Annotated in this window: 18 protein-coding genes; 6 read left to right on the forward strand and 12 right to left on the reverse strand. The window is 52.9% G+C overall.

The genetic code is table 11. The features are described from left to right. Nucleotides 1-38 precede the first annotated feature (38 nt). Nucleotides 39-734: a hypothetical protein gene (locus CPA50_RS13990; protein WP_096783154.1), complete on the reverse strand. Its 696-nt coding sequence runs from the start codon at nt 732-734 to the stop codon at nt 39-41. 32 nt (nt 735-766) lie between these two features. Continuing rightward, on the reverse strand, nt 767-1405 hold the full coding sequence (locus CPA50_RS13995) for an SDR family oxidoreductase (RefSeq protein ID WP_096783155.1): 639 nt from the start codon (nt 1403-1405) through the stop codon (nt 767-769). A gap of 197 nt (nt 1406-1602) precedes the next feature. Here CPA50_RS13995 and cysP point away from each other — a divergent pair, with 197 nt between their 5' ends. Genes cysP through CPA50_RS14020 form a run of 5 tightly spaced genes read left to right on the forward strand, consistent with a single transcriptional unit; the run spans nt 1603 to nt 7008 of the window. Beyond that, nucleotides 1603-2616 carry a thiosulfate ABC transporter substrate-binding protein CysP gene (gene cysP / locus CPA50_RS14000; protein WP_096783156.1) on the forward strand — a complete coding sequence of 338 codons (1014 nt, stop codon included), beginning with the start codon at nt 1603-1605 and terminating at the stop codon, nt 2614-2616. A 3-nt stretch (nt 2617-2619) separates the two neighbouring features. Continuing rightward, nucleotides 2620-3501 (forward strand): sulfate/thiosulfate ABC transporter permease CysT, encoded by an 882-nt coding sequence (cysT, locus tag CPA50_RS14005; RefSeq protein WP_096783157.1) that lies wholly within the window; start codon nt 2620-2622, stop codon nt 3499-3501. A 4-nt stretch (nt 3502-3505) separates the two neighbouring features. Beyond that, nucleotides 3506-4375, forward strand: a complete 870-nt coding sequence (gene cysW / locus CPA50_RS14010; RefSeq protein ID WP_096783158.1) for a sulfate ABC transporter permease subunit CysW — start codon at nt 3506-3508, stop codon at nt 4373-4375. Continuing rightward, a complete protein-coding gene (locus CPA50_RS14015; protein ID WP_096783159.1) occupies nt 4375-5514 on the forward strand; it encodes a sulfate/molybdate ABC transporter ATP-binding protein in 1140 nt (379 codons plus the stop codon). Before cysW ends, CPA50_RS14015 begins: the two co-directional genes overlap by 1 nt. A gap of 60 nt (nt 5515-5574) precedes the next feature. Next, the gene (locus CPA50_RS14020) at nt 5575-7008 is read left to right on the forward strand and encodes an aldehyde dehydrogenase family protein (protein WP_096783160.1); all 1434 of its coding nucleotides are present in this window, start codon (nt 5575-5577) and stop codon (nt 7006-7008) included. A gap of 55 nt (nt 7009-7063) precedes the next feature. Here the strand turns inward: CPA50_RS14020 and CPA50_RS14025 are convergent, their stop codons facing one another. Then, on the reverse strand, nt 7064-7669 hold the full coding sequence (locus CPA50_RS14025) for a Crp/Fnr family transcriptional regulator (protein WP_096783161.1): 606 nt from the start codon (nt 7667-7669) through the stop codon (nt 7064-7066). A gap of 113 nt (nt 7670-7782) precedes the next feature. On the opposite strand from CPA50_RS14025, the gene CPA50_RS14030 reads away from it, so the two are divergent. Beyond that, entirely contained in the window at nt 7783-7971 is a 189-nt protein-coding gene (locus tag CPA50_RS14030; protein ID WP_096783162.1) for a DUF2892 domain-containing protein, read from the forward strand. A 67-nt stretch (nt 7972-8038) separates the two neighbouring features. Here CPA50_RS14030 and CPA50_RS14035 read toward each other — a convergent pair whose 3' ends face one another. The 9 genes from CPA50_RS14035 to CPA50_RS14075 all read right to left on the reverse strand — a co-directional run bounded on the left by CPA50_RS14035 (nt 8039) and on the right by CPA50_RS14075 (nt 18217). Then, the gene (locus tag CPA50_RS14035; RefSeq protein WP_096783163.1) at nt 8039-8404 is read right to left on the reverse strand and encodes a MerR family transcriptional regulator; all 366 of its coding nucleotides are present in this window, start codon (nt 8402-8404) and stop codon (nt 8039-8041) included. Then, nucleotides 8385-8687 (reverse strand): integration host factor subunit alpha, encoded by a 303-nt coding sequence (gene ihfA / locus CPA50_RS14040; protein ID WP_096783164.1) that lies wholly within the window; start codon nt 8685-8687, stop codon nt 8385-8387. The genes CPA50_RS14035 and ihfA overlap by 20 nt, the downstream gene beginning before the upstream one ends. 3 nt (nt 8688-8690) lie before the next feature. Beyond that, nucleotides 8691-11063 carry a phenylalanine--tRNA ligase subunit beta gene (gene pheT, locus CPA50_RS14045; protein WP_096783165.1) on the reverse strand — a complete coding sequence of 791 codons (2373 nt, stop codon included), beginning with the start codon at nt 11061-11063 and terminating at the stop codon, nt 8691-8693. A 60-nt stretch (nt 11064-11123) separates the two neighbouring features. Continuing rightward, nucleotides 11124-12122: a phenylalanine--tRNA ligase subunit alpha gene (gene pheS / locus CPA50_RS14050; RefSeq protein ID WP_096783166.1), complete on the reverse strand. Its 999-nt coding sequence runs from the start codon at nt 12120-12122 to the stop codon at nt 11124-11126. 158 nt (nt 12123-12280) lie between these two features. After that, nucleotides 12281-12634, reverse strand: coding sequence for a 50S ribosomal protein L20 (rplT, locus tag CPA50_RS14055; protein ID WP_022989373.1), 354 nt, complete (start codon nt 12632-12634; stop codon nt 12281-12283). A gap of 48 nt (nt 12635-12682) precedes the next feature. After that, nucleotides 12683-12871: a 50S ribosomal protein L35 gene (gene rpmI, locus CPA50_RS14060; protein WP_096783167.1), complete on the reverse strand. Its 189-nt coding sequence runs from the start codon at nt 12869-12871 to the stop codon at nt 12683-12685. Nucleotides 12872-12967: 96 nt separating this feature from the next. Next, nucleotides 12968-13513 carry a translation initiation factor IF-3 gene (infC, locus tag CPA50_RS14065; RefSeq protein ID WP_096783168.1) on the reverse strand — a complete coding sequence of 182 codons (546 nt, stop codon included), beginning with the start codon at nt 13511-13513 and terminating at the stop codon, nt 12968-12970. Beyond that, on the reverse strand, nt 13510-15435 hold the full coding sequence (gene thrS, locus CPA50_RS14070) for a threonine--tRNA ligase (RefSeq protein ID WP_096783169.1): 1926 nt from the start codon (nt 15433-15435) through the stop codon (nt 13510-13512). Before thrS ends, infC begins: the two co-directional genes overlap by 4 nt. A gap of 172 nt (nt 15436-15607) precedes the next feature. Further along, nucleotides 15608-18217: a TRAP transporter permease gene (locus tag CPA50_RS14075; protein ID WP_096783170.1), complete on the reverse strand. Its 2610-nt coding sequence runs from the start codon at nt 18215-18217 to the stop codon at nt 15608-15610. Nucleotide 18218 lies beyond the last annotated feature (1 nt).

Consider the following 18218-nt stretch of genomic DNA (forward strand, 5'->3'; position numbering starts at 1 on the left):
TCCGGGCCAGCTGGCCCACCGGTTGATTGGAAAAAGTGCTATCTGATCTGTCGAATCAAACGCTCTACCTCCGGGGAACTGCTGCTGGAATAGTCCTTCAAGGCCTTGACTCCCCCCGAAGCATAGACCGCAACAGCGGCCATAAGATCCTTAAGTACTTGCGGGCTGTTACGGTCAAAGGGCGCATAGGCGCCTCCTGACAATTTACTCACCTGCTGAAACACTGCCCTGGCATGGGCATCAGCACCCTCGTGAAACATAAATACCGGGGTTCGCAGCATGCCCAACTCTCCGGCAATATGGCAAAGCTCATCCACAGGTTCTTCACAGGAATCACCGATAAACACAAGAGCCTTGACGGCTTTTGCACGGGTTTCTTCCCTTGCATGCGCCAACACTCTGCCAATCTGGGTATGTCCGCCCAGGCAGGAAACGCCATTCATCAGATTAAGTAACTGGCCGGTCTCATTTACAAACCCCGTGGCTTTGAATTCCCTGAAACCGCGGTAGTAGCAAAGCTGAATGGCCAGACCGCCCAAATCCTTGGTCGCCAGGAACAACTCACTCTGCAAGTGACAAGCCTCATCCCAGGTAGCACCGCGACTGGCGGTGGCATCCAGTGCGAAAATCAGCCGGCCCTGCCCTCCAACTTGCGGAGGCAGCTTACGAACCTGCTGAATGAACTGGTCGATCGACTTTTTATCGGATCTGGTACGGAGTTCTTTGTCGGACATACGCTTTTGTAAACCTCCTGGTCAAGCGGGTGTTACAGTTTTTCAAGTGCCTCAGCTATGGGCACATCACCAGACACCACGTCAAAAACCCGGTTAGCGGCCGTATTCTCATCCAGCACTGCCAGCAGAACGCGAGCAACATCCTGCCGTGAAATTCTCCCGACGCTCTCATGCTTCGCACTGACTGTAACCTTGCCTGTACCCTCGTCATTAGTCAGCTGGCCAGGCCGTACAATAGTGTAAGTCAGGCCACTGTTTATCAGATGCTCGTCAGCGTTGTGCTTGGCCTGCAGATAATGGCGAAGTTTTTCAGGCCCGTTTTGCGGCTCTCCGGCACCCATACTGCTCACGATGATAAAACGCTTTATGCCCATGGCGCTGGCACTATCAATGAGCCGGATGGCACCATCCTGATCCACATCTATGGTTTTATCCGGCCCGGTATGAGGCCCCGAGCCTGCGGCAAAAATGACTGCATCACAGCCTCTCATGGCTTCGCTGCAATCCTTTTCCAGATCACCGAGCACGGTTTCGGTGGCGCCCAGTTGCTGCAATTCAGGCCCCTGATCCGGATGCCGGATCATAGCCCGGGCCTCGTGATCGCTATCTGCCATTTCACGCAACAGATGTTGCCCTATCTGTCCGTTGGACCCTGCAATAAACACATGCATGGCAAACCTCCTGACTGGCTGTTTCTGATGGTTTCAGGTTAAAAATCTGTGTGACACCCGCTCAACTCAACCCGTGGACTCTCCTTAACCGACCTTTATTCCATAAAGGCTGAAATACATGATTTTATATTCTTTCCAGTTTTATTCTGGCTTTGATAGATTCCTCTCCAACACATCATTTGTTTCAGGGGAATGTCATGCCAAGTATATTCAAAGGCCTGGTTACCGGTCTTGCGCTCAGTGCGTCACTCTTCGCACAACCTGCGGTATCGGCCGATCGCGAACTGCTCAATACGTCCTATGACATTGCCCGGGAACTGTTCGCAGCCTACAACGTGCAGTTCAACAAATACTGGGAAGAGAAAACCGGAGAAACTGTTGAGATCAGCCAGTCCCATGCAGGCTCCTCAAAGCAGGCCCAAGCCATAATCCAGGGGTTGAAAGCCGATGTGGTTACCTTTAATCAGGTTACCGACATTGACATTCTGCACACACGTGGGCGACTGATCCCGGAAAACTGGGCCGAACGCCTGCCCAATAACAGCTCACCTTACTACTCCACGATGGCTTTTCTGGTCCGCAAGGGCAACCCCAAAAATATTGAAAACTGGGACGATCTGATCAAAGAAGATGTCGCTCTGGTTATGCCTAACCCGAAAACCTCAGGAAACGGCCGCTATACCTACCTGGCTGCGCTGGGCTACGCCCAGGACAGCTTTGGCGATGACCAGCAGAAAATCGACAACTTCATGGGGGATTTTCTGGGCCATGTAAAGGTATTTGACAGCGGTGGTCGCGGTGCAACCACGACTTTTATCGAGCGGGAAATCGGTGATGTGCTGCTGACTTTTGAATCGGAAGTGCTGAATCTGGCCGACCGTTACGACAACGGCGAGTATGAGGTGGTAACGCCCAAAGTAAGCTTTCTGGCTGAATTTCCGGTCACCTGGATTGATGAATACGTAAAGCAGAACAAAACTGAAGACCTGGCAAAAGCCTACCTTGAGCATCTGTACAGCGAAGACGCCCAGCGCCTGCTGGCCGGATTCAACTACCGGGTTCACAACGATACAGTAAAACAGGAAACCGCCGACCGCTTTCCTGACGTAAAACTGCTGCCCATCGATGCCATTGCCGGTAGCTGGGAAAACGCCACAAAAGAGCACTTTGCCAGTGGTGGAAAACTCGACCAACTGCAACGCCGGAAGTAATCCGTGTCTACGGCAGACCAGGCCAGTGCTGTAAGTCCGCAGCGCTGGCCACGGAGCGGAAACCGCAGCAAGCGGGTACTACCGGGGTTCGGCTTGAGCCTCGGTATTTCGCTGCTTTTTATAAGCCTGATACTGATGTTACCGCTCACAGGATTGGTGATTGAAGTATCAGCCATGAGCTTTAACGAGTTCTGGTTTGTAATTACCGATCCGCGGGTAGTCGCTTCCTATAAGGTTACGGCGCTGTCAGCCCTGGCCGCCTCGGTGTTTAACGGTGCTTTCGGGTTGCTGCTGGCCTGGGTGCTGGTGCGTTATGAGTTTCCCGGTAAACGCCTGATTGATGCAGTAGTGGATTTGCCATTTGCTCTTCCCACCGCTGTTGCAGGCATTACCCTGGCTACACTGTTTGCCGCCAACGGCTGGTACGGACAATGGCTGAGCAAGCTGGGGATTGAAGTGGCCTTCACCCCGGTGGGAATAGTGGTAGCAATGGCATTTACCAGCCTGCCCTTTGTGGTGCGCACGGTTCAGCCTGTGCTGGAAGAGCTGGCCCCCGAAGACGAAGAAGCGGCTGTCAGCCTCGGTGCCAGTGATGGCTATGTATTCCGCAAAGTTATATTTCCGGCTTTATGGCCGGCACTGATGACCGGGGTAGCGCTTTCTTTCACCCGAAGCCTTGGTGAGTTCGGTGCCGTTATTTTTATTGCCGGCAACATGCCTTACGTCAGCGAAGTGACCAGCCTGATGATTTTTGTCCGCCTGCAGGAGTACGACTACGCAGCCGCCAGCGCTATTGCCTCGGTAATTCTTCTGGTGTCGCTGGTGATGCTTTTCGCCATTACCCTTTGGCAGGCCCGCTACCTCAAACGCATAGAAGGACGCTGACTCAATGCACAGCTCCCATTCCTCCAGGCACCGCCGGGTTGGCGATGGTCCGGTTATAAAATGGCTGCTGACAGGCATTGCCCTGGCCGTCACTGTTGGTTTGCTGATAATGCCTTTGCTGGTTATTTTTGTTGAGGCCCTGGGAGCCGGCTGGAGCACCTTGGCAGACAACCTTCTTGATCAGTACACATTACATGCCATCGGCCTGACACTGTTTGTAGCCGCGCTCACGGTTCCCCTCAACCTGATATTTGGCACTGCTCTGGCCTGGCTGGTAACACGTTTTCGTTTCCCCGGCCGAAAACTGCTGATAACACTGATCGACATCCCGTTTGCAGTGTCCCCGGTTGTTGCCGGTCTGCTGTACCTGTTGCTATACGGTCGCAATGGCTGGATTGGCAGTTGGCTGGCTGACTACGACGTGCAGCTGATGTTTTCCTGGCCCGGAATTGTAATGGTCACGATTTTTGTCACCTGCCCGTTTGTAGCCCGTGAACTCATACCGCTGATGCAGCAACAGGGCAGCGAGGAAGAAGAAGCCGGCGTGGTGCTGGGCGCTTCAGGCTGGCGCATCTTCCGTACGATCACCCTGCCCAACATCAAATGGGCACTGATATACGGCGTAGTGCTCACTAATGCCCGGGCCGTGGGTGAATTTGGCGCTGTATCGGTGGTATCAGGCAATATCCGCGGGCAAACCAACACACTCCCCCTGCACGTTGAGCTGCTGTATCAGGATTACAATATTGTTGGCGCCTTTGCCAGCGCTTCGCTACTGGCATGTATTGCTGTATTTACACTCGCAGCCAAAGGCTTTGTTGAATGGCGACAGGCCCGTGTTCTGAACCGCCAGCAATCAGAGGAGACCATATAATGAGCATCACAGTTGATGGCATCAACAAGCGTTTTGGTAAGTATCAGGCGCTGAACAACGTCTCTCTCGACATCCCGGAAGGCAAGCTGACCGCCTTGCTAGGACCCTCCGGTTCAGGAAAAACCACCCTGTTGCGCATTATCGCCGGGCTGGAATCTTCCGATAGCGGGCGTATCAGCTTCTCAGGCAAGGACGTAACAGGCCTTCACGTGCGTGATCGCAACATAGGTTTTGTCTTCCAGCACTACGCCCTGTTCCGCCACATGACAGTAGCGCAAAACATTGCGTTTGGCCTGGACTCGCTTCCACGGAACAAACGCCCACCCAAGGCGGAGATTCAGGCCCGCGTCAGTGAACTGCTGGATATGATACAACTGCCGCACCTGGCACAGCGTTATCCTGCGCAACTGTCCGGCGGCCAAAAGCAGCGCGTTGCTCTTGCCCGCGCCATTGCAACACGACCAAAAATTCTGCTGCTGGACGAACCTTTCGGCGCGCTGGACGCCAAGGTGCGTAAAGACCTCCGCCGCTGGCTGCGCAATCTGCACGATGAGTTCCACTTCACCAGTATATTTGTGACCCACGATCAGGAAGAAGCTTTGGAATTGTCTGATCAGGTAGTGGTTATGAGCCAGGGTAATGTAGAGCAGGTGAATGAACCTATCGAACTCTACGCCCGCCCTGACAGTCGCTTTGTATTCGACTTCCTCGGGCAGGTAAATGCGCTGTCCGGTACAGTTGAGCATGGCCGCCTGAGCCAGGGCAAAGCCTGGGTGAGCCTTCCGGGGATCAGGCACCAAGGCGATGCACAGCTTTATCTGCGCCCCCATGAAGTCCGCCTGGCCACATCCCCTGACCCGCGCGCCAATCTGCCGCTGCGCATTGAGGCCGTCAGCCTGATTGGCTCAGAGGTGCGCATTGAACTCAGTCCGGTAGGCTGGCACAGCGAAAGCTCAGACGATATCTGGGAAGTGGGCATCACCCACGCAGAATTTAATCAACAGCGCCCCACTCGCGGCGACCTGCGGTATGCGGTGCCAGAAGTCGGGCATCTGTTCACCGGCGAAGATACCCGTCCATCACCTGTTAACTGGGCAGAGGCAACACACAGTCAGGCCCGGACACTTTGCCCATCTTGAATACAATCAGCTCTGGCGAATCTGTTACCATAATTCAAATTCCCAACGAAGAGCTGAGCAATAATGGACGCAAGCAAGTTTTATATTAACGGGCAGTGGGTTACACCCGAGAGCACCCAACAACTGGAAGTTATCAACCCTTCTGACGAGCAAGGGTTTTCCACAATCACCCTGGGCTCACAGGCTGATACGGACAACGCTGTCAATTCCGCAAAAAAAGCCTTCCCTGCCTGGTCAGCGTCTGCCAGAGAGCAGCGTGTTGAGCTGCTGGAGCGCCTGTTCGAAACTTACAAGGCACGATCAGAAGAAATGGCCCAGGCCATCAGCCAGGAAATGGGCGCACCTATTGATCTCGCGAGAAGCGCACAGGTTGGCGCTGGTGCCGTACACCTGAAAAATACTATACGTGCCCTGAAGTCCTTTAACTTTGAGCATCCCCTTGGCGACCATGCACCAGACAACATCATTCTGCATGAAGCGGTCGGTGTCTGTGCGCTGATTACACCCTGGAACTGGCCTATGAACCAGGTGATGCTCAAGGTGGCTCCGGCACTGGCCGCTGGCTGCACAGTGGTTCTCAAACCATCCGAGATTTCCCCCCTGTCGGCCATGCTTCTCGCGGAGATGATTGATAGTGCCGGTTTCCCGGAAGGCGTTTTCAACCTTGTAAACGGCGATGGTGCAGGCGTCGGTTCGCAACTCTCCAGCCATCCGGATATTGATCTGGTCAGCTTTACCGGCTCAACCCGTGCCGGCAAAGCAATTACAATTGCAGCAGCAGACACCGTTAAGCGGGTCGGTCTGGAGCTGGGCGGCAAAGGCGCAAACATCATCTTCGCCGATGCTGATGAAAAAGCCGTAACCCGTGGTGTACGCCACTGCTTTGCCAACTCGGGCCAGTCCTGTAACGCCCCTACACGAATGCTGGTGGAAAAGTCTTTATACAGCCAGGCCGTTGAAACCGCGGCAATGATTGCCGGCAAAACCGACGTAGGCCCTGCAGGCAACGAAGGCCGGCACATCGGCCCCGTAGTCTCCGAACAGCAGTTTCTAAAGGTTCAAGCGCTGATCAAAAAGGGCATAGAGGAAGGCGCCACACTGGTTGCCGGCGGCGAAGGGCGTCCAGAGGGGCTTGAAAAAGGGTATTTCGTAAAGCCAACGGTTTTCGCGGATGTCACTCAGGGCATGACCATCTGGAGCGAAGAGATCTTCGGCCCTGTGTTGGCTATAACGCCTTTTGAAACCGAAGAAGAAGCGATAGAGCTGGCTAACGATACGCTCTACGGCCTTACAAACTACATCCAGACATCCGATAAGGATAAAGCCCGTAGAGTCGCCAGACAGGTCAGGTCCGGCATGGTGGAAATTAATGGCAAATCGGGATCGGCCGGCTTTCCATTCGGCGGCATGAAGCAGTCCGGTAATGGCAGCCGCGAGGGCGGTGTCTGGGGCCTGGAAGAGTTCCTGGAAGTTAAATCCGTCACTGACTGGTAATACTCACCTGAATAACCGACCTGGCGCCTCCACGCTAACCTGAGAGGCGCCGGGTTTACTCAATCAGATCAATTCTGCCACGTGACAACTGCACCCTGCCCTTACGCTCAAGTTCTTTGAGCAACCGGCTGACAACTTCTCTGGCAGTTCCCAGCTCAACAGCCAGCTCCTGATGAGTTATATGGATGGGGCTACACCGTGCGCTTAACCACTCATCAAGGCGCTCATCCATGCGGCGAAACGCGACCTCTTCCACAAGTAACATGAGATCATCGAGCCGACGCCCGTACGATTCCATAATAGCCAGGCGAAACGCAGCAGACTGATCCATTAGCCGGTCAAACAATCCCCGGGGAACCATGGCCGCCTCAGATTCTTCCTCTACAATTGCTTCTGCGCGATACCCATAGCCAGTCATCAGGCAACCGATGGAGAGCGTGCAAATGTCATCAGTGCCCATGCGGTATAACACAATGCTGTTGCCAGAGACGCCTGTCATCTGAACCTTCACGGCACCACTAAGCATCAACGGCAGACCCTGGCAATGCTCACCCGCCCGGAACAGAATCTTGCCCGGAGGGAATCGCATAACCTGAATGCTTTCAAGAGCATCTTTCTGGAGCTCTCTGGGCAATGTTTCAAGAACACTATGATGCAGCATGAATCCTTCCTGGGCTCTTAATACGGGTGCCAGTGTGACTTTATCACTGAACTGGACGCTGGCGGGCGCTAAAGTAATAACCATAGCCTCATATCAACACAGGAGAACAGATCATGAGCGTTAATATGGGTTCAGCAGATCGGATTATTCGCGCCGTCGTTGGCATTGTACTTCTGGCATTGGTATTTGTCGGCCCACAAACACCTTGGGGCTGGATCGGTATTGTGCCGCTGGCAACAGCACTGATGGGCAACTGCCCTGCATATTCACTGCTGGGTATTAAAACCTGTAAAAAGAAATAGACCAATACAGGTACAACAAAGCCGAAGTGACGGATATCACTTCGGCTTTGTCGTTCAAAAGAGCAGCCTACTTTACTGGTGCGTTAAGTACGTCCAGAACCTCTTCCAGCTCGGAAATCATTTGCCGGATAAGCTGTTTATACTGGGTTGTGTCGTCTTTTACCTCATGGCTACTAAGCTTCTGCTTGGCACCACCAATGGTATAACCCTGTTCGTACAACAAGCTGCGTATCTGACGGATAGTAATAACGTCAGCGCGCTGATAATAACGCCGGTTACCCCGACGTTTAACCGGAGATAACTGCGGAAACTCCTGTTCCCAATAACGCAGCACGTGAGCTTTCACTGCGCACAAATCAGCTACTTCGCCAATTGTGAAGTATCTTTTCCCGGGAATCGCGGGGAGTTCGTTGTTATGACTCGGTTCCAACATACGCTTCTACTTTCTGTTTCAGTTTCTGACCCGGGCGAAACGTAACAACACGTCTTGCGCTTATCGGAATCTCTTCACCAGTTTTCGGATTTCGTCCTGGGCGCTGTTTTTTATCACGAAGGTCGAAATTACCGAAACCCGACAGTTTTACCTGTTCATTGTGGCTGAGCGCGCCTCTGATCTCATCGAAGAAAGCTTCCACCATTTCCTTGGCTTCGCGTTTGTTCAGGCCCAACTCCTCATACAAGCGCTCCGCCATTTCCGCTTTCGTCAAAGCCGCCATCTCTCAACTCCTCAGTGTTGCCCCCAACTCTTCCTTCAGTGCGTCGATGACACCATTGAAGAGCGAATGCACTTCATCTTCATTCAACGTACGCTCAGGATGTTGCCAGAACAGGCTCAAGGCCAGGCTTCGGTTGCCTTCACCCAGACCCTCTCCTTCATATACATCAAACGCACGCAACGCTGTCAGACGCTCACCAGCATGTTTTCGGGCTATACGCTCAACATCGGCAAACGAGACCTTACTACCGATAATGATAGCCAAATCCCGACGAACTTCCGGGAATTTCGAAATTTCTTTGAAATTAGGCACATATCCGGTAATGACTGAGTTCAAGGATAGCTCAAACATCAGAATCGTGCCATTAAGTTCAAGATTTTTCTGAACTTGCGGGTGCAATGTACCCAGCCACCCAACATGCTCGCCATCTCGCAGGAGCTCAGCCGTCTGGCCCGGGTGCAAAGCCGGATGCCGGCCAGCAACAAACCCGATTTCAATACCCAGCAAGCTGAACAACCCCTCCAACTCACCTTTTACATCAAAGAAGTCTGCAGTTCTGCGACCGTTTACCCAGTTTTCAGGATATTGGGAACCAACAACTACGCCTGCAAGCATAGGCTGCTGATCAATACGCTGGCCATCCTGCAAAAAGCGCAGACCCGTCTCAAACATGCGGATTCGCGGCTGCTGACGATTCTGGTTATAAGCGACTGTTTTCAGAAGGCCGCTCCACAGAGTTGTCCGCATAACCGACAAGTCGGAGGAAATGGGGTTAGCCAGGGCTATTCCTTCACGCTCGGGATCAACCTGCGCCTGTACCTTCGGATCCACAAAACTGTAAGTGATCGCCTCCTGGTACCCATGGGAAACAAAGTAATCCCGTATAGCCGATACAGGACGGACCGCCTCCTCGTTCGTTCTCAGACCGAGCGAGCCTGTCGGTTCGGTTACAGGTAAGTTGTTGTAGCCGTATATGCGACCAACTTCTTCAATCAGGTCTTCTTCAATTGAAATATCGGGACGAAAGCTGGGCACATTGATACGCCAACCGTTCTTCAGCAGTTTGCCAACACTCAGGCCTAACCGGATCAGAATTTCCTCAACCTTGGTCCTGTCTATATCAAGACCCAGCACGTCCGCCAGGCGCTGTGAACGAAGATCAATGGCGCGCTCCTGAGGCAGGTGCTCTGTACTGACAACCTCAACAATCTCGCCAGGCTCGCCGCCTGCAATATCCATGAGCAACCGGGTTGCACGCTCCATGGCGTCACGTGCAAGCTCGTAATCCACACCGCGCTCAAAGCGATGCGAGGCATCGGTATGCAAGCCATAGTGGCGAGCCTTGCCCGCGAGGGTAATTGGATCAAAATAAGCAGCTTCAAGTATCAGATCGCGGGTTTTAGCGCTGACACCGGAGTGCTCACCACCCATGATCCCGGCGATAGCAACAGGTTTCTCATGGTCAGCAATGACCAGCGTCTGCTCCGTTAACTCAACTTCCTGACCATCCAGCAATACCAGTTTCTCCGCCGGATGCGCCATGCGCACAACAATGCCTCCGCTGATTTCATCGCGATCGAACGCATGCAAGGGCTGCCCCTGCTCCAGCATCACGTAATTGGTTACATCAACGGCAACGTCAATCGAACGCACACCTGAACGGCGAAGCTTTTCCCGCATCCACAAGGGCGTTTCAGCCTGCAAATTCACATTGCGAAGGATGCGGCCCAGATAACGCGGACACCCCTGGGGTGCATCAATGCGAATATCCGGCACCTCAGAATGCACAGCTTCAACCGGATCAATCTCTGGAAACAGGGGAGTCAGACTGTTCAGTACGCCAACTTCGCGGGCAATACCTTTAATCGAGAGACAATCACTGCGGTTCGGGGTCAGATCAACATCAATAGCTACGTCATTCAGCTTAAGGTAATCGTTCAGCGCTGCACCGACCGGAGCATCAGACGACAATTCCATGAGGCCTGCGTGGCTTTCAGACAACCCCAACTCAGACTCGGAACACAGCATACCTTCAGAAGGTTCACCGCGGAGTTTGGCTTTACGGATTTTGAAGTCACCAGGCAAAACTGCACCCAGTACAGCAAAAGGCACCTTCAGGCCTGGGCGTACATTGGGTGCACCACACACTACCTGAACGGTCTGGCTGCCGTCATTTACCTGACATACCCGCAGCTTGTCGGCATTGGGGTGTGGCTCAACAGACTGAACTTCGCCAACCACAACTCCCTGAAACTTGCCGGCTACAGGCTCAAAGCCATCAACTTCCAGACCTGCCATCGTAATCTGATCCATCAGTTCCTGAGAACTGATATCCGGGTTAACCCACTCGCGCAGCCACTGCTCACTGAATTTCATGGTTATTGCCTTATCCTGATTCGGTTTCGACTGTTGATTTGGATGCCGTAAGGTTCCGCTTTAACGGAACTGGCGTAAAAAGCGCAAATCGTTCTCGAAGAACATACGCAAGTCATTTACGCCATAGCGAAGCATAGCCAAACGCTCTACACCCATGCCGAATGCAAATCCACGATACTCTTCGGCATCAATACCGCAGTAACCGAACACCTTCGGGTGCACCATGCCGCAACCCATGATCTCCAGCCACTTGATGCTTCCATCGGCTTCACGGCCCCACTCAATATCCACCTCTGCGGAGGGCTCAGTGAACGGAAAGTAAGACGGGCGGAAGCGCACCTGAAGATCACGTTCAAAAAAGACCCGAAGGAACTCTTCAACCGTACTCTTCAGGTCGGCAAAACTGACATTTTTTTCGACCAGCAACCCTTCAACCTGATGAAACATCGGGGTATGGGTCACATCCGAATCACATCGATAAACACGCCCCGGGCAGATCATACGAAATGGAGGCTTACCAGCTTCCATAGTCCGGATCTGAACCGGAGATGTATGGGTGCGCAGCAGGGTACCGGGATTAAAATAAAAGGTATCGTGCATTGCCCGGGCGGGATGGTGGCCCGGAATATTGAGGGCTTCAAAATTATGGTAATCATCTTCGATTTCCGGCCCCTGCTCGACCGTATAACCGGCACGGGAAAAGAAATCTTCAATACGCTGAAGTGTTCGGGTAACCGGGTGCAGCCCGCCAAGATCCTGACCACGACCAGGCAAGCTCACATCTATGGATTCACCAGCAAGTTTCTGCTCAATGGCAATCCGCTCAAGGTCACTGCGCCGGGCGTTAATTGCCTGCTCAACCTGTCCTTTTGCTTCATTAATCTTCTGGCCGGCAGCGGGGCGCTCTTCTGCGGAGAGTTTTCCCAGAGTTTTCGCCTGCTGGGTAATAACGCCTTTCTTGCCAAGATATTCAACGCGAATTTGATCAAGCGCTTGCAAGCTGTCGGCTTTCTCAACTGCATCCAAACCATCCTGAACCAGTTGCTCCAGGTTTTCCATTGACCCTGCTCCAAACCAGAAGTGAGGATTTCAAAATTTGAAATCTTGAAACAAAAATAGGGGAAGAGCGTGCCCTTCCCCTATTAAACGGTGCCTGTTACGCCAGAAAATCAACGGCGACACCGATTCGATTCGTAATCGATGAAAGAGCTAAGCGATCAGAGAGATGCTTTTGCTTTCTCAACCACAGCGGCAAACGCCTGCTGTTCGTTCATGGCCAGATCAGCCAGAACCTTACGATCGATTTCAACGTTTGCCTTTTTCAGGCCAGCGATCAAACGGCTGTACGACAGGCCGTTAGCCCGGGCACCAGCGTTGATACGAGCAATCCACAGTGCGCGGAATGCACGCTTACGGTTACGACGGTCGCGATATGCATACTGACCGGCTTTGATAACCGCTTGCTTGGCAACGCGGAATACACGGCTACGAGCGCCGTAGTAACCCTTGGCCTGCTTTAGAATCTTCTTGTGACGACGACGTGCAACCACGCCACGCTTAACACGAGCCATACTATAATCCTTCTACCTTGAAACCGTTGTGAGTGTAGTCTGCGCTATTTACGCGAGCATACGCTTTACGGAAGCCACATCAGATTTGGCAACCAATGAAGTACCACGCAGCTGACGCTTACGCTTGGGGGTCTTCTTGGTCAGGATGTGACTGGTGAAGGCTGACTTGTGCTTGAAGCCGGTAGCAGTTTTTTTGAACCGCTTGGCCGCTCCACTTTTGGTTTTCATCTTAGGCATTTTTAAAACTCCGCATTCTGTTTTTTTAAATACATAAATATGAACCTGAACGACAAATCCCCCGCTTTCAGCAGGGGATGCATCATTGAATCAGGCTCACTTCTTTTTGCGGGGAGCCACAATCATGGTCATCTGACGGCCTTCCATTTTCGGCCGCATTTCAACCTGAGCCAGCGCCTCAATATCTGCTTCGATGCGTTCCATGAGCTTCATACCAATTTCCTGGTGTGCCATCTCACGGCCACGGAAGCGGATAGTGATTTTGCCGCGGTCCCCGCCTTCAAGGAAACGTACCAGGTTGCGTAGTTTTACCTGATAATCCCCTTCTTCAGTTCCTGGTCGGAACTTAAGCTCTTTGACTTGCGTCTGTTTCTGCTTCTTCTTGGCAGCGGCCTTCGCTTTTTTCTCGTCGAAGACCTTTTTGCCATAGTCCATTATTTTACAGACGATCGGATCGGAATCTGTAACCTGTACCAGATCCAGGGTCGCCTCCTCTGCCATCTTGAGGGCGTCTTCGATCGGAACTACACCTACCTGATTACCTTCGGCATCTATCAGGCGGACTTCAGTTGCATCAATATTCTCATTGATAGGCGCCTTAGGCGTACGCCCACCCCGATTCGTTCGCTGTTTAATAGTCAAATCTCCGTCTTGGTTCTGCTCTTGCGCTCAACATCTTCCTGCAGAAGCTGCTCAAACGCTTCGAGCGATAGAGTTCCCAAATCTTCGCCTTTGCGGGTTCTCACCGCAACAACGTTGTTCTCGACTTCTTTATCGCCGACAACGACAAGGTAAGGAACTTTGTTAATAGTATGCTCGCGGATTTTAAAGCCGATCTTCTCGTTTCTCAAGTCAGCATTAACCCTAAAACCCAAAGAATCGAACTTTTTCTCCAGATTCTGACAATAATCACGCTGATTATCGGTAATATTGAGAATCGCTACCTGAGTCGGAGCCAGCCACGTCGGGAAAGCCCCCTCATATTCCTCAATCAGGATACCGATAAAACGTTCGAATGATCCAAGTACGGCACGGTGTAACATAACCGGCGTTTTGCGCTCGGAGTTATCCGCAACGTATTGGGCACCGAGGCGTCCAGGCATGGAAAAATCTACCTGAATAGTGCCACACTGCCATACCCGACCGATACAATCTTTGAGGGAAAACTCGATTTTCGGGCCATAAAAAGCACCTTCGCCCGGCAATAGCTCCCAGTCAACGCCTTCACGGTTCAATGCTTCTTCCAGTGCAGCCTCAGATTTATCCCAGACTTCATCGGAACCCACGCGCTGTTCCGGGCGGGTGGAGAGCTTGTACAGGATCTCGGTAAAGCCAAAATCCTTGTACACTTCATGGAGTAGATCGATGAACCTCGACACTTCCTCCTGAATAGCATCCTCTTCACAGAAAATATGAGCATCATCCTGGGTAAAACCACGCACCCGCATCAGACCGTGCAATGCCCCGGAGGCTTCGTTGCGGTGGCACGAACCAAACTCAGCCAGACGCAAAGGTAAATCCTTGTAGCTTTTCAGACCCTGATTGAACACCTGGACGTGGCACGGGCAGTTCATGGGCTTGATGGCATAGTCGTGTTTTTCCGACTCAGTGGTAAACATCCCCTCTTTGAACTTGTCCCAATGACCGGACTTTTCCCATAGCACGCGGGACACCACCTGAGGCGTCTTGATCTCCTGGTAATCATGGCGGCGCAGGATTTGACGCATGTACTGTTCGATTTCCTGGTATATAGTCCAGCCTGCCGGATGCCAGAACACCATGCCAGGTGCCTCTTCCTGCATATGAAAGAGACCCAGTTTTTTACCGACTTTGCGATGGTCACGCTTTTCTGCTTCTTCGATGCGGTGCAGATAGGCTTTCAGATCTTTCTTATTCGCCCAGGCAGTGCCATACACCCGCTGTAACTGCTCGTTACTGGTATCCCCGCGCCAGTATGCGCCAGCTACCTTGGTAAGCTTGAAAGCTTTCATTTTGCCGGTGCTGGGCACGTGCGGGCCGCGGCAAAGGTCAACAAAATCACCCTGACGATAGAACGACAGATCTTCGTCGCCAGGAATATCTTCAATAATACGGACCTTGTATTCTTCGCCCATGTCAGTGAACAACTGAACTGCCTCACTCCGGGACAGCACAGAGCGAGTTACAGGAATGTCCTGCTTGGCCAACTCTGACATACGCTTTTCAATACGCGCCAGATCTTCGTTGGTAAAGGGGCGATCATATTTGAAGTCGTAGTAAAAACCGTCATCCACCACCGGGCCGATCGTAACCTGGGCCTCAGGGAAAAGTTCTTTGACTGCCATCGCCAACAGGTGAGCGGTTGAGTGGCGAATTACCTCAAGGCCATCGGCGTCGCGCTCGGTAATAATAGCCAGCTCTACGTCATGCTCGATCACATAGCTGGTATCGACAAGACTGCCATCAACTTTACCGGCCAGAGCGGCCTTGGCGAGGCCAGCGCCGATGTCAGCAGCTACTTCGTGAACGCTGACGGGCTGGGCAAAACTACGATGACTGCCATCAGGCAGGGTTACGACGGGCATAAAAGACTCCAGATAGATGCTCAGCGGTGATCTATACCAAAGACCACTTGGGTGAATGGCTTCCACGATACAAACCGCAGAGCCGGAAAGAATGGGGCGGAGTTTAACAGAAAAAAACCCGGCAGGTTAATGCCGGGTTTCGCTTAGGGGCTTTCAGGCCGCGTTCTTTTGGTTATCGCGAGGGTACGAAAGCCGGCCGTTCACCTTCACCCGCCCTGCGCCGGAGTTGTGCAAAGGCCAGCACTCCAAGCAAGAGCAGCGCCGGAATGAACATCAATTCTTTTGGAGGACGGGGGTTTTCTACCTGAACGGTTTCAATAACCCATCCGAAGCTAAGCCCGGCTTTTTCCGCATCACTGCCAAAGTTGACAAAATCGACGTTCATCACATCTCCCGCCGCTGACACTTCCAGCCCCGCTGCAGCCAGCCTTTCCTCCGGTGTATCGCCGGCAGGCAGTGCCAACTGCAGGTACTTGGATACATCGTCACCTGACAATGACATCCCGGAAGCCTGAAGGACAATAGGTTGCCCTGCGGGTACATCATCTACGTGCTGCAGCAACTCCACCCCAGGGTGACCATTTGTAGGTGGATAAATTTCATCCCACCAGAAGCCGGGGCGGAACAGAGTAAATGTTATCAGCAGCAAACCAATGGTTTCCCACCAACGGGTTTTGGTGAACCAGAAACCCTGAGTAGCAGCAGAAAATACCAGCATGGCAGTCACAGCGCCGAAAATCGTGACCAGCAGATCAAACCAGCCAGTCAGCCCGATCAGCAACAGCTGAGTATTGAAGATAAACATGAACGGCAAAATGGCCGTTCGTATGTCGTAGGTGAAACCCTGAATACCCGTTCGTATCGGGTCGGCACCCGAAATGGCCGCCGCAGCATAAGCCGCAAGACCCACGGGCGGCGTGTCGTCTGCCAGTATGCCGAAGTAAAATACGAAGAGGTGAACAGCAATCAATGGCACCAGCAAGCCGTTTTCCGCCCCCAGAGTCACGATGACCGGAGCCATCAGCGTAGACACCACGATGTAGTTGGCTGTTGTCGGCAGCCCCATACCCAGTATCAGACTGATAACAGCGGTGAACGCTAGCATTAGCAGAAGGTTGCCACCGGAGATAAACTCAACAAACTGAGTCATCACAAGGCCAATACCTGTCAGGGTCACAGTACCCACCACAATGCCTGCGGTAGCAGTCGCCACACCTATGCCAACCATGTTGCGTGCACCCGTAACCAGTGAGTGCATCAGATCATCACAGCCCTGCTTCAGACCATCCAGATACTGACCGCTGTTTTTAAAGAACGCCTTCAGCGGCCGCTGGGTAATGATGATAAACACCATAAACACTGTTGCCCAAAAGGCCGACAACTGCGGCGAGAAGCGCTCTACTGTCAGGCACCACACAAGTACAACTACTGGCAACAGGAAGTACAGGCCGGTTTTTACCGTTGCCCCGACAGGAGGCAGTTTCTCCATAAGAGAATCAGGATCATCCTCTTCCAGATCCGGGAAGCGCGAACCATAGCCCACAAGCGCGATGTATATCGCCACCAGCAGCGGCGTAAGCACCCACATGGCAGCACTTCCGAACACATCCTTCGTCCAGCCTACCCCGTAATATACCGCCAGAGTGAGGGCGCTCAGGCCGAGCAAAAGCATAACCCATACAAGCATGCGCTGGGCCAGAGTAGGCTTGTCCAGCCGCTCCACGCCTTTCATGTTCATTTTACAGGCTTCCAGGTGCACGATATAGATAAGCGCCACGTAGGAAATCATCGCCGGCAGAATGGCATGCTTGATCACTTCAAGGTAAGAGATCCCCACATACTCAACCATCAGAAACGCTGCAGCCCCCATAATCGGCGGAGTCAGCTGACCATTGGTAGACGCAGCCACTTCCACAGCTCCAGCTTTTGTAGCCGGAAAACCTACTTTCTTCATAAGCGGGATGGTGAAGGTACCCGTCGTCACAACGTTGGCGATGGAGGAGCCGGAAATAATACCGCTGAGCCCACTGGCCACCACTGCTGCCTTGGCAGGGCCGCCGCGCATGTGACCAAGCATGGCATAAGCTACTTTTATGAAGTAGTTTCCGGCACCAGCGCGCTCCAGCAGAGCACCAAACAGCACGAACAGGAACACGAAACTGGTCGACACACCCAGTGCCACACCAAAGACCCCTTCGGTGCCTAACCATTGATGCGACGCCAGCTTACTGAGGCTTGCGCCTTTATGGGCAATAACATCGGGCATAAACGGCCCGCCCAGAGCGTAAATAATAAATACTGTAGCAACCACAGCCAACGGCAGGCCCAGTGCCCGGCGGGTCGCCTCCAGCAGGAACACCAGACCGGTCAGAGCAACAACCAGGTCCTGAGTTTCAGGTGCGCCCGGACGGGTAGCGAGCTGGTCATAGAAGACATACAAATAAGAGGCAGTGAACGCTGCCCCCAGGGCAAGAATCCAGTCGTAAAACGGTACGTGGCCAGTGTGCCGGCCTTTGAACATAGGAAAGGCGGCAAATGCAAGAAACGAGGCAAAGGCCAAATGAATAGAACGAGCTTCGGTGGAGTTGAACACCCCTACTTCCAGAATAAACGGCAGTGGTGAAGCTATCCACAGCTGAAAAAGAGACCACAGCAAAGGCACCGCGAACAGAATAATGGCGGCGGTCCCAGTGGCCGCCCTTCCCCCGGTTTCGGTTTGAAGGAATTTTTCCACATTCTGTTTGTCGATGGCACCTCCGACTTTCGGCTCGCTATCGGTCATA

This window comes from Marinobacter sp. ANT_B65 (assembly GCF_002407605.1).
Classification (GTDB): domain Bacteria; phylum Pseudomonadota; class Gammaproteobacteria; order Pseudomonadales; family Oleiphilaceae; genus Marinobacter.